We start from the raw sequence: 12,609 nt of genomic DNA on the forward strand, positions 1-12,609 counted from the left end.
GAAAAAGCTATAGAATGTATCTAGATGCTTGCTAGATCAATCATCTACTGGATAACCCAACATTGCACTCGAAACCCAGACAATCCTTACCATCTGGAACCAATGCCAGTCAGGACAATGGAAACTGATCACCAGCGCTACTATAAAGCCTTAATCGATTCCTTGGGAGTCGTTGATACCATCCGGTTTATTCAATACTTTAGCCCAGGTCAAGGCGATTACACCAAAGAACGCCATCAGTGGCAAGACAAAACGCCATTAGAGGAGATTCTACTCTCCATGAAACAGCATCGAGACAGCGGTGTCAATCAATACGATGAAATTATTGAGTAGTTTTTTTGACGGCTACGATGCTGATGACGTGGCGGGTTTACTGAAAAATTGCCTGGAAAAAGGACGCGGTTAATTGACAATTGATAATTGATAATTGATAATTGACAATTATGAATTATCCATTATGAAAACTAACATAGTTAAAGAAAAATCATTTGCATTTGCCTTACGGATTGTCAAGCTGTTCAAATATCTGAATCAAGAAAAGCGCGAGTATGTCTTATCAAAACAATTACTTCGTAGTGGTACAGCAGTTGGCGCTTTAGTGCGCGAAGCCGAACACGCCGAGAGCCGTGCCGACTTTGTGCATAAACTAGCCATTGCTCTCAAAGAAGCCAATGAAACCCAATATTGGTTAGAATTACTACATCAGGCAGATTACATTGATCAGAAAGGCTTTAATTCAATCAATCAAGACTGTATCGAACTCTTAAAGCTCCTAACCGCAATCATAAAATCAACAAAAACAGATAATTGACAATTATCAATTATCAATTATCAATTATGACTAACGTTGGACAAAAAGAACGAATAACCCAAAACCCTGCGCCAACTCGAACAAGCCGCCGCCCTCGGTGATAAAACCCTCTATGATGCCAATAAAGCCGTTTATCATCTCCTCCGCTACGGCGTCAAAGTTAAAGCAGGTGCAGGAGAACAAAACCAAACCATCTGGTTAATTGACTGGGAACATCCCGAACAGAATACCTTTGCCATCGCCGAAGAAGTCACCATAAAAGGACACAATAAAAAACGCCCGGATATCGTCCTCTACATCAACGGAATCGCCCTCGGTATCCTCGAACTCAAACGTTCCATCGTTTCCATAAGTGAAGGCATCCGCCAAAACCTAGACAACCAAAAAAAAGAATTTATCCGCCCCTTCTTCACCACCCTACAATTAATTATGGCGGGAAACGATACCCAAGGAATCCGCTACGCCACCATCGAAACGCCAGAAAAATATTATCTGGAATGGAAAGAAGAAAACCCCAACTACAATCCCCAAACCGATACCAAGACTCGACAATATCTCTCCAACTCCGACTGTGAAACCGCCAATAATCCCCTCGATTGCGCCCTGATTCGTCTGTGTAACAAAACCCGCTTTCTGGAAATTCTCCACAACTTCATCATCTTCGACACCGGCATCAAAAAAACCTGTCGCCCCCATCAATACTTCGGCATCAAAGCCGCCCAAACCCAAATAAAAGACGGCAAAGGCGGCATTATTTGGCATACCCAAGGTTCCGGTAAAAGCCTAACCATGGTGTGGCTAGCTAAATGGATACGGGAAAACATCACCGATGCGCGAATTCTAATTCTCACCGATCGCACGGAACTCGATGACCAAATTGAAAGCGTTTTTTTAGGGGTTGATGAAAACATTGTCCGGATTCTCAATGGTACGATAAAAGAAAAAGGACAAATTCGCCAACAACGCTACAGTAACGGCGGCGCTGCCCTTATCGCTACCTTAGAAACCAATGAAGACTGGCTGATTTGTGCCTTAATGCATAAATTTGGCAGCCATTCAGAACACCCTACCGATAAATTTGTAGCAGAATTAGCCGCCGCCTATTCCCGCGATCGCGAAATTAAAGGAAATCTATTTGTCTTCGTCGATGAATGTCACCGCACCCAATCCGGGGAACTCCACAAGGCGATGAAATCCATCCTCCCCAATGCCATCTTTATCGGCTTTACCGGTACACCCCTCCTCAAAAAAGATAAACAAAAAAGTATCGATATTTTCGGCAATTACATCCACACCTATAAATTCGATCAAGCCGTCACCGATGGTATCGTTCTCGACTTGCGCTATGAAGCCCGCGATATTGACCAAACTATTACCTCACACCAAAAAATCGACCAGTGGTTTCAGGTAAAAACTCGCGGCTTAACCGAATCCGCCAAAACCCAACTTAAACGCAAGTGGGGAACCATGCAAAACCTCCTCTCTAGCAAATCTCGCCTCGAACAAATCGTTGATGATATCCTCCTCGACATGGAAACCAAACCCCGACTCATGGACGGGCGCGGTAATGCCATGTTAGTCTGTTCTAGTATTTACCAAGCCTGCAAAATTTACCACCTCTTCAGCCAAACCGATTTAGCCGGAAAATGCGCGATTATTACCAGTTATAAACCCGCCCCATCTGATATCAAAGGACAAGAAACCGGAGAAGGCTACACCGAGAAACTGCACCAGTATGAAATTTACCGAAAAATGCTGGCAGATTTTTTCAACCAACCCGAAGACAAAGCCATGTCTCAAGTAGAAGAATTCGAGGACAAAGTTAAAGAACGTTTTATCAAACAACCCGGACAAATGCGCCTGCTAATTGTCGTGGATAAACTCCTGACTGGCTTCGATGCGCCTCCCGCGACTTACCTCTACATCGACAAAACCATGGGAGATCATGGCTTATTCCAAGCCATCTGTCGCGTCAACCGCCTGGATGGGGAGGATAAAGACTATGGTTATATCGTCGATTATAAAGACCTATTTAAACAACTCGAAGGTGCAGTTACCGACTACACCAGTGGCGCATTTGACGGCTACGATCCTGACGACGTAGCCGGATTACTGAAAAATCGCCTCGAAAAAGGGCGCGATCGCCTCTCAGAAACCCTGGAAACCGTCAAGGCGCTATGTGAACCCGTTTCCCCTCCCCGCCACACCTCCGACTACCTGCATTACTTCTGCACCGCCGACACCCGCGATCAAGACGCGATCGCCAATAATGAACCCAAACGAGTCGCCCTCTACCAATCCGTCAACGCCTTAATTCGCGCCTATTCCCACCTCGCCAATGAGATGACGGAAGCTGGGTATACCCCCCAGGAAGCCAACCAGATTAAAGCCGACGTTAACCATTACAGCCAGATGCGCGATGAGGTAAAAATCGCCAGTGGAGACTCTGTAGACATGAAACTCTACGAACCCGCCATGCGCCACCTCCTCGACACCTACATCCGCGCCGAATCCAGCCAAGTTGTCTCGAATTTTGAGAATTTAGGCTTAATTCAACTGATTGTTAAAAACGGGGTGAACGCCTTGGAAACCCTCCCCGATACCCTACAACAGAATCAAGACGCCGTAGCGGAAACCATCGAGAATAATATGCGGAGAATCATCATTGATGAGACTCCCGTCAATCCCAAATACTACCAGGAAATGTCAAACTTACTGGATGCTTTAATTGAACAACGGCGACAGCAAGCCACCACGTATCAAGACTACCTCGAAAACGTCAAACAACTGGCAGAACAAGTTGTCCAACCCGAAAGCACAGCTAGGTCAAATTATCCCCCCTCCCTCGACACTGCCGCCAAGCGATCGCTCTACGATAACTTAGGACAAAATAAAGCCCTGGCGCTGTCTATCGATACCGCAGTCCGCTGCACCAAAAAAGAAGGGTGGATCGGCAATCGGTTTAAGGAACGGGAAATCGAGCGAGCGATTCGCACCGCGATCGGCGATAATACTATTAATATAGCGGAAATATTAGAATTAGTCAAGAATCAAGATGAGTATCAATAACCTAGACACAGAACTAACTGTAATCATCCGAAACATTCCCATCCAAATCCTACGCAAGCCGATCAAAAACTTCCACCTTGCAGTTTATCCCCCCGATGGGCGCGTCCGCGTTGCAGCCCCCTTACACTTGAGTGAGGATAACATCCGCCTCGCCATCATTTCTAAACTCTCTTGGATTCAGAAACAACAAGCCAAATTTGCCGCCCAACCCCGCCAACCGAAACGGGAAATGATATCCGGGGAAAACCATTATGTCTTTGGCGATTCGTATCAACTGCGCGTCATCGAAAGACAGGGGCGTCACGAAGTCGCGATCGCGAAGCCTAACACCCTACAACTTTTCGTTAATCCCGGTACTTCTACCCAAAATCGCGCCGTAGTCTTAACCGAATGGTATCGCGAACAACTCAAAGCCAGAATACCCGATTTACTCAACCAATGGCAACCGATTATTGGTCAACAAGTGGCAGATTGGGGGATTAAGAGAATGAAAACTAAATGGGGGAGTTGTAATATCCGCGATCGCCGCATTTGGTTAAATTTGGAGTTAGCTAAAAAACCCACCCAATGCCTGGAATATGTGCTAGTTCATGAGTTAGTTCATTTGTGGGAACGCTATCATAACGAACGATTCCACGCCTACATGGATCAGTATTTACCCCAGTGGCGGCAATGTCGAGACATTTTGAATCGCGAACCTTTGACAGATATCTAAGTAGGTTGGTGGGCAATGCCCACCCTACGGTATATCAAGGGTTTGGGCTCTGATAGGGTAAAATTTCAACAGCCAAGAATAATTATCAATTAATTAGACCATACCTGAACAAGCCGAACCCCATATTAGTCACCCGATAGAAGAACTCTATGCTGATGTGGAAAATCAGTTACCTGAACGCAACGTAAAAGACTTAAAACCAACGCTGAGTAGATTGCAAGATACCGTTAAATCCAAGCCAAACGCGCCTGAGATAACCACACAGCATAAGGCGGTGATGCAAGACATTGATCAGGCGATGGAGGCGTGTCACAGACTGGTATGCTGGTGGGCATTGCCCACCCTACAGTATATAAACATAAGACGAATTTTTGAATGCGTGAAGTCTTAACGGCAAACTCACTCAAATTAGCCCTCAACCGAAGAAATTTGCGGATGACTCCCCAGAGAGAGACGATTCTGCAAGTGTTTCAAGAACTTCCCCCCGGTGAGCATCTTAGTGTAGAGGATTTGCATGATTGTTTAGAGAGTCTTGGTAAAAATGTCAGTTTATCCACCGTATACAGAACCGTTAAGTTAATGGTTCGCATCAGTATACTGCGAGAACTGGAATTGGCAGAAGGACATAAGCACTATGAGCTGAATTATTCGGGTTTAAAACACCACCATCATCTTGTATGTCTTCAGTGTCATCAAACGATTGAGTTCAAAGATCCTTCCATTTTAAAGATTAGTCAAAAACAAGCGAGGGATGAAGACGTTGAACTGCTCGATTGCCAGCTAACCCTTCATGCAGTTTGCTTAGAGGCAATACGGCAAGGGTGGCCCCTTTTGTTGCCCAGAAACTGGTCATGTCCCCGGTACGGGGATTGACGGAATCCCGCTTTGTTTTGATAATGAAAATCGTTATTGTGATGAAGTCAAGGGATCATCAATTCCCGACTATCACGTCATAGGTATGAGGACATGAAACAATCCAGTCTACTGTGGAACTATGGGGTGGTTAGCCCGACAATTTTGGCGGCAATAGTCGGCGTGGGGGTTAGTGCGATCGCAACAGAAGTGAATTCACCTCAGACAGCAGAATCCTTAGCCATTACCGCAAGCCCAGAAAAAGAAACGTCAGCTCAAATAACGTCCCTAGGGGAAAACCCCGATGAGTCAATCCGCTCCATCCCCACCCAAGTTCCTGATCATAGCAGCGAACTAATCCTGGAACAAATTAACCATTACAGCAACGAGACGAACGCTTTAGAGCAAGTGACGAATGTCTCTCAGTTACGGGATGTATCTCCCGGAGACTGGGCGTATGAAGCCTTGCGATCGCTCGTTGAACGCTATGGTTGTATTGCGGGATATCCCGATGGCACCTATCGGGGGAACCGTGCTATGACTCGTTATGAATTTGCCGCCGGGTTAAATGCCTGTTTGCAGCAAATCGAACGCTTAATAGCAGGGAATAATGGTGTTGATGGAAGTGACTTAGAAACCTTGCAACGGTTAATCCAAGAATTTGAAGCCGAACTCGCCACCCTAGGAGCGCGGGTAGATAATTTAGAAGGACGAGTCGCGTTTTTAGAGGATAATCAGTTTTCCACAACCACCAAACTATCGGGCGAAGTCATCTTTGGATTAGCAGGTATAGCGGCGGGGGAGGATGCTAATGGAAATGATATCGATAATGTAACCATTTTTGGTCATCGCACCCGCCTGGAATTAAATACCAGTTTCACGGGGGAAGATGTACTCAGAACCCGACTGCAATCTGAAGGTTTAGGTTCTCTGACAGAGCAGACACTCACACCCGAAGGCGATCTCTTCTTTACCGGTGCAACGGATAGTGATGTCGTCGTTGATGCGTTACTCTATGATTTCCCCTTGGGTGAAAATACCCGGGTTGTCATTGAAGCCAATGCTGGTGCGTCTGATGACTTTGCCAGTACGGTTAATCCTTTCCTCGATGGTGATGGGGGTAGTGGGGCACTTTCTCGCTTTGGGACAAGGCATTCTATCTACTATTATCTGGATGGTGCTGGCATTGGGATTAATCACGCCTTCGGTGACACACTGGAATTCAGTGTCGGCTATTTAGCGAGTGAGGCGGCTGATCCCGGTGAGGATAATGGCATATTCAATGGTCCCTATGGGGCGCTTGCCCAGATTTTGTTTAAGCCAACCGATAGACTGAATATTGGATTAACCTATATTCACGCCTACAATCAAGATACCGACACTGGAAGCCGACGCTCCAATTTTCGCAGTTTTACCGAAGATGTGATCGGTAATGCCGTTCCCACGTCTAGCAATGCCTACGGTGTAGAACTATCATGGCGGTTAAGCGATCGCTTCGCCCTTGGCGGTTGGCTAGGCTATACCAAAACCACAACCCTTTCGACGTTAGGTGGACAAATTGATCGCGGTGACTTAGATATTTGGAATTGGGCGGTTAGCTTAGCCTTCCCGGATTTAGGCAAAGAAGGAAGTGTCGCCGCGATTTTGGTGGGGATGGAACCAAAAGTTACGGATTCTAGCGTTAATATTGCCGGGATCAATACCGAGGATGAGGATACGTCTTTCCACATTGAAGCGTTTTATCAGTATCAGCTAACCGATAACATTGCCATCACACCAGGAATCATCTGGCTCACTGCACCTGATCACGATAGTGATAATAAGGACATTGTTATCGGGGCTATCCGCACCACCTTTAGCTTTTAACCCACATCTTGCCCCATTCAAGGGCAAGCCAAACCGTAGGGGCGCACCGACGTGCATTGCAACTTAAGCGCCAAAAGCTGGGGGAGCTGGGGGAGCTGGGGGAGCTGGGGGAGCTGGGGAAGCTGGGGGAGCTGGGGGAGCTGGGGAAGCTGGGGGAGCTGGGGGAGCCTTATAGAGGTGTTCCGAGGGAACTATGACTTGTATAGGGAGCAGGGACACCCTCGCTGAAAATTAGGATTGGCAAGGGTTGTGGCTTAAGTTGACACGCAGGATCGACGTGCGCCCATAACACTTGGGTAAGCAAACTGCAATCCAAGAACTCATTTTTCTTTACGGAATCTTCATAAACATCAATATTTATATTAACTTGAAAAAATAAATTATTGATAAAGATAAAGACATATCTCACTTATTTAATTTAAATAGATTTATTCTAGGGATAGATACATAATAATTTTATTGGCAGGACGAAAAAATGAAACGTCTCGCTCAAATCGTTGCATCAGTTACCATTCTGACCACGGCGACGATTAGCTATCTACCCAATAGAGCAGAGGCAATCACATTTGACAGTGGAGGAAACTCTATTGAAACTAGCGCCATCAAAAAAGGTTCCCTGAGTAAGCTGATGTTTGATTTAGCGCCGATGGCTGTTAATAAAGGCAATTTTTATGGGCAGAATACCTCATCTTTATTGCAGACCTACAATAACAACGTGGTTATTGATGCTGTTGCCGCGAGTGATGTCAATTCGCTCTTATCTGATTTACAAGGATTGGGATTGCAAAATGCTTCGATGTTTGGTTCCTTTGTGTCAGGGATGCTGCCGATTGATGCTCTTGCTTCTATGGCACAGTTAGAAAGCTTAAAATTCGCTAAGCCAGCTTATAAACCCATAACCAATGTTGGCAAAACAACCAGTCAGGCGAATGTCGCCTTACGTGCAGATGTAGCGCGTAATCGGTTTGGTGTGGATGGAAAAGGGGTTACGATTGGGGTATTATCAGATAGCTTTAATTTTTTAGGCACAGCCGCAGAGGATGTGGCGAGTGGAGATTTGCCATCGGGTATCAATGTGCTGAAAGATTTACCCAATGACGGGAGTTTAGGTGAAGATATCTTTGGTATTGATGAAGGTCGTGCCATGATGCAACTAATTCATGACGTGGCGCCGGGTGCTAATTTAGCGTTTCACACAGCGGCGTTTAATGAAACAGATTTTGCTCAAGGGATTCTGGCACTCGCCAATGCTGGTGCTGACATTATTGTAGATGACATCTTTTACCCGACTGAGCCAATGTTCCAGGATGGAATCATCGCTCAAGCCGTTGATACTGTCGTTGCTCAGGGTGTTGCCTATTTCTCGGCGGCGGGTAACGATGCTCGACAGTCTTACGAAAGTGCGTTTAATGGAAGTAATCTGTTTGAACCTTTAGTCAGCGGTGAATTTCATGATTTTGATCCAGGAGCAGGAATCGATATTTTGCAAAGTTTGACGATTCCTGAAAACGGCGGATTTGGCATCTCATTTCAGTGGGATTCACCGTTCTTTTCGGTGAGCGGTGGTGCGGGTTCTCCTAATGATTTGGATATTTTCCTGTTTGATGAGTCAGGAACGAATATATTGGCGAGCAGCATCAATCAAAATGTGGGCAATGATGCGGTTGAATTTTTCTCGTTTTTCAATGATGGGTCATTAGGAACCGATACGTTCAACCTAGCTATATCAAAGGTAGAGGGTTTAGATCCTGGATTGATGAAGTACATATTGTTTGGCAATGGTACGCTGAATGAGTATGATACGGCTAGTGGAACAGTGTTTGGGCATCCTAATGCTAGGGGAGCAGAGGCAGTTGGCGCGGCGTTTTATCAAGACACACCCGAATTTGGTGTTGCTCCACCTAAATTACAGCCATTCTCCTCAGCAGGACCGACTCCGATTCTGTTTGATAGGGCGGGTAATCGCTTGGCAAATCCGGAAATTCGCTTAAAGCCAGAGATTATTGCTGTTGATGGAACAAATACAACATTTTTCCCACCTCCTTTCTTAGGTCCGAGAGATCCTGAAGGTGATGGTTTTCCGAACTTCTTTGGTACGTCTGCGGCGGCTCCCCATGCGGCGGCTGTGGCGGCTCTAATCTTGCAAGCAGCGCCCGGTACTAGCCCAACTGAAATTTATCGTATATTGGAAACCACTGCCCTGGATATGGAAAGTCCTGGCTTTGACTTTGATAGTGGTTTTGGTTTAATTCAAGCCGATCGCGCTCTAGCTGCGGTTGTTCCTGAACCCGGTTCGGTGTTAGGCTTGCTTGCATTCGGTGCTGTGGGAATAGGTGTTCCACTATTAGGGAAGAAGCCTGATTGACACTCCCATCGCTAAAAGCGAGGTTTTCTCAAAATGGTGCAAGATGTGAAGTTACAACGAATGGCATTGACTTAAAGCTGGTGGGCAATGCCCACCCTACGGTATATCAAGGGTTGCGGCGATTTCACAATGCTGACTGGAGTGTGCCATTGGAGTTAAAACGGGTTAAGTCAATCATGCGCCAACTACAAATTCCTCTGATCACGTTTATTTTTTGCCTACTCGTCAGTTGCGAGAACAACTCTCCAAACCCGACAGATACATCATCTGTGTCTTCTCAAGATGCACCATCGGCGCAGCCATCATCCCCTCGTACCTCACCGGGCGAACGTTCCCCAGTTGATCCGTCTAAATCCACTCAATCGGCTCAAACCCAACGGATATCTGCAAAGGGGATTGGAGTGGCGCAAGTTGGGATGACGCTGGGTGAACTGAAAAAATTGCTGGGAGATCAAGCTGAGTTTCAGGTTACGTCACCGTTTATGGTCGATTTTGATGCGATCGCGATCGTTCAAGAAGGTAAACCCCAATACTACATCTTGTATCCGGCGGGAATACCCATGAGTGACGACGATATCATTGAGGCGTTAGTTACAGATAATCCCAATTATCAAACGGCTGATGGTGTGGGACCTGGAACCCCCCTGAAGCAAGCAGAAGACGTTTACGGAGAGGCGACTCTTACCTATAACACTGTTAACGAGTCGCGGGAATACGTCAAGTTTTCCCAACATCCGTCTCCAGACATTGCCTTCCGGCTGGGTGCAGCGAATGATGATAGCTTGGCTGGAGTCTATCCCTCACCCCAAAAGGAGTTTAACCAGACGAAGGAGTATAAGGATACAGCCACGATTCGTTTTGTCGAAGTGTACTGCTCAAAGGATTGTCCCGTACAACCTCTACCCAATTGACGGATAACCCAGAAAAATTCCCTTTACCGTAGGGTGGGCACCGCCCACCAGCCTCATCTGAGTGTGCCATTCGACCTAAATAGTCGGACACCCGTGCGATCGCGCTTGAATCTTCCTCTCTATAAGGTTTTGAGCCAAGTCCAAAAAATTTTTTGCCCAAACCCTTGACAGACTTGTAGTATATTTGTAGTATGTATTTAAGAGCGAAGGGGAGAGAGCAAAACAGCTTGACTCCAAACGCTCAAGCCGAACCTTGAAAACTGAATATGTAACACATTTTTTTCATCAATGTGGGGGCGTAGCTCAATGGCTAGAGCAAAGACCTGTCGAGTCTGAGGTTGCTCTTTTCAAGTCTCGTCGCTCCCGCTATCTGGCTCCATTGTCTAGTGGACAAGGATCTCTGATTTTCGCTCAGAAGACACGGGTTCAAATCCCGTTGGGGCTATGACATTGATGAATCAGGTCAAGTAATTGAGGGGTTGAAGGGAATACTGACAGCTCCTACCTTGACCTTCAAAAGAAGCGGATTATTTGAGTAAGGGGAGTATAGCTCAACTGGCAGAGCAGGCGGCTTTTAACCGTCTGGTTGCGGGTTCGATTCCTGCTGCTCCCACTCAATATCTTGTGATCCAGCCTCATCGTCTAGTGGTTAGGACGCTGCCCCCTCAAGGCAGAAAGAGGAGTTCAAGTCTCCTTGGGGCTATCTGGAGAGGTGGCTGAATTGGTGAAAGCACTTAAGTGCTAAGGAAGCATGGGGCAACCCATTGCAGCTACTCTTCGAGAACGCTCCGCGAACGACTCCTGTCCTCTCCGCTTTATGTAGTATATCGAGCCAGACATACTACATACACTCTGGGTCGGCTCGCCTATTAGGGTGGGCAACTGTCTGTAAAACAGCCGCTTTTATGCGTTGCAGGTGCGAATCCTGCCCGACCCATTGAATTTTGGATTCAAAGTTCAAATCGAATGTAGGGATAGTGTAACGGCAACATTTCGGTCTCCAAAACCGATGATCTGAGTTCAAATCTCAGTCCCTGCGCCAATCAAGCATTTCCCCCGGTAGCTCAGTTGGGTAGAGCGCTTGCTTGAAAAGCAAGAGGTCGTCAGTTCAATACTGACCTGGGGGACTGGCATTGCCCTATAGCTCAATGGTAGAGCGACGCGCTGTTAACGCGGGGGTTGTAGGTTCGAGTCCTACTGGGGCAGCCATTTATTGCCGGGTGGACGAATGGAAAGTCGTAGTCCTCTGAAGTCTGAGATACAGGTTCAACTCCTGTCCCGGCATCCATTCATAGTACCAACACTCGCTCCTGTGGCGGAATTGGCAGACGCGATCGGCTTAAACCCGATTTCTTGAAATTGTGGGTTCGACTCTCGCCACCTGCTTGCCAAGTACACTGCTACTCGCGACTCAGGCAAAGCTTGAACGTTCACCTTCCCAAATCTGAAGTTGTCGTTCAGCCGCAACGATACAATTGAGAAATTTGGGTGGATGTAAGAAGTTGTCATAAGCAACTGCCATCTGTCTAGCTGCTTCGTGATAAGGAATTCGCCCTATTCCTGTGCCTAATCCAGGACAGGCAATCCTATCAATTTTTCGGGTAGCATTTTGATTGTGTCGTCGAACCGCCAAAAGCATTGCCCACATGGCTATGTATGGGATATCAGTGCCAGCAATAGACATGGGTACTCGCATGGTGGGTGTATGAGCCAAAAAAGGGTGTTTTAGATGACCCGTTTCCACAATAAATGATGTACCAACAGGCTGTTCTCCCAGGAATTCTTCCAGGATGTGCTGCTGAACGTTTATCATCAGGGAACGACCAAAAAACTGTACAATTTCTGCATCCATGCCACCATCCATCATGCCAAATGAATTGGCAGGGCTGACTAAACAGTCAAATTCGGGCAACCACTGGAAATAGTCGTTAACGATTTCTACGTTGGGTAAATAGCTGAAATACTGTTGAAAAGCTGCAAACAGTTGTGAACTGGGAGCTACAAGTATTAACTTCAAGTT

The 12,609-nt window shown here is 46.5% G+C and carries 8 protein-coding genes, 10 tRNA genes and 1 pseudogene; 18 read left to right on the forward strand and 1 reads right to left on the reverse strand.

Annotated features, from left to right (window positions below):
* The first annotated feature begins 117 nt into the window (after positions 1-117).
* The 18 genes and pseudogenes from ACLGGO_RS00290 (at position 118) to ACLGGO_RS00375 (ending at position 11,877) form a co-directional block, all read left to right on the forward strand.
* Entirely contained in the window at positions 118-333 is a 216-nt protein-coding gene (locus ACLGGO_RS00290; protein WP_446417852.1) for a hypothetical protein, read from the forward strand.
* 124 nt (positions 334-457) lie between these two features.
* Positions 458-811, forward strand: a complete 354-nt coding sequence (locus ACLGGO_RS00295) for a four helix bundle protein (protein WP_446339538.1) — start codon at positions 458-460, stop codon at positions 809-811.
* Between the two features lie 60 nt (positions 812-871).
* Positions 872-3,880, forward strand: a pseudogene (locus tag ACLGGO_RS00300) (type I restriction endonuclease subunit R); the annotation flags it as partial.
* Complete coding sequence (locus ACLGGO_RS00305) at positions 3,867-4,595, forward strand: M48 family metallopeptidase (protein WP_446417853.1); 729 nt, start codon at positions 3,867-3,869, stop codon at positions 4,593-4,595. The pseudogene ACLGGO_RS00300 and the gene ACLGGO_RS00305, both read left to right, overlap by 14 nt.
* A gap of 375 nt (positions 4,596-4,970) precedes the next feature.
* Positions 4,971-5,468, forward strand: coding sequence for a transcriptional repressor (locus ACLGGO_RS00310; protein ID WP_446417854.1), 498 nt, complete (start codon positions 4,971-4,973; stop codon positions 5,466-5,468).
* 93 nt (positions 5,469-5,561) lie between these two features.
* On the forward strand, positions 5,562-7,313 hold the full coding sequence (locus ACLGGO_RS00315) for an iron uptake porin (RefSeq protein WP_446417855.1): 1,752 nt from the start codon (positions 5,562-5,564) through the stop codon (positions 7,311-7,313).
* 475 nt (positions 7,314-7,788) lie between these two features.
* Positions 7,789-9,678 carry a S8 family peptidase gene (locus tag ACLGGO_RS00320; RefSeq protein WP_446417856.1) on the forward strand — a complete coding sequence of 630 codons (1,890 nt, stop codon included), beginning with the start codon at positions 7,789-7,791 and terminating at the stop codon, positions 9,676-9,678.
* Positions 9,675-10,589, forward strand: coding sequence for a hypothetical protein (locus ACLGGO_RS00325; RefSeq protein WP_446417857.1), 915 nt, complete (start codon positions 9,675-9,677; stop codon positions 10,587-10,589). The genes ACLGGO_RS00320 and ACLGGO_RS00325 overlap by 4 nt, the downstream gene beginning before the upstream one ends.
* 292 nt (positions 10,590-10,881) lie before the next feature.
* Positions 10,882-10,955 (forward strand) — tRNA-Asp (locus ACLGGO_RS00330).
* A gap of 6 nt (positions 10,956-10,961) precedes the next feature.
* A tRNA-Glu gene (locus tag ACLGGO_RS00335) sits at positions 10,962-11,034 on the forward strand.
* A 95-nt stretch (positions 11,035-11,129) separates the two neighbouring features.
* Positions 11,130-11,202: transfer RNA gene (locus tag ACLGGO_RS00340), tRNA-Lys, on the forward strand.
* Positions 11,203-11,220: 18 nt separating this feature from the next.
* Positions 11,221-11,292, forward strand: a tRNA-Glu gene (locus ACLGGO_RS00345).
* A gap of 3 nt (positions 11,293-11,295) precedes the next feature.
* A tRNA-OTHER gene (locus ACLGGO_RS00350) sits at positions 11,296-11,402 on the forward strand.
* 41 nt (positions 11,403-11,443) lie between these two features.
* Positions 11,444-11,526: transfer RNA gene (locus ACLGGO_RS00355), tRNA-Tyr, on the forward strand.
* Between the two features lie 31 nt (positions 11,527-11,557).
* Positions 11,558-11,631: transfer RNA gene (locus tag ACLGGO_RS00360), tRNA-Trp, on the forward strand.
* An 11-nt stretch (positions 11,632-11,642) separates the two neighbouring features.
* Positions 11,643-11,716, forward strand: a tRNA-Phe gene (locus ACLGGO_RS00365).
* A gap of 7 nt (positions 11,717-11,723) precedes the next feature.
* Positions 11,724-11,798, forward strand: a tRNA-Asn gene (locus tag ACLGGO_RS00370).
* A 5-nt stretch (positions 11,799-11,803) separates the two neighbouring features.
* Positions 11,804-11,877: transfer RNA gene (locus ACLGGO_RS00375), tRNA-Gln, on the forward strand.
* Between the two features lie 123 nt (positions 11,878-12,000).
* Here the strand turns inward: ACLGGO_RS00375 and ACLGGO_RS00380 are convergent.
* The gene (locus tag ACLGGO_RS00380; protein WP_446339530.1) at positions 12,001-12,606 is read right to left on the reverse strand and encodes a macro domain-containing protein; all 606 of its coding nucleotides are present in this window, start codon (positions 12,604-12,606) and stop codon (positions 12,001-12,003) included.
* Between the last annotated feature and the right edge of the window lie 3 nt (positions 12,607-12,609).

Origin of the sequence: Coleofasciculus sp. (assembly GCF_046565525.1) — a bacterium.
GTDB lineage: Bacteria > Cyanobacteriota > Cyanobacteriia > Cyanobacteriales > Coleofasciculaceae > Coleofasciculus.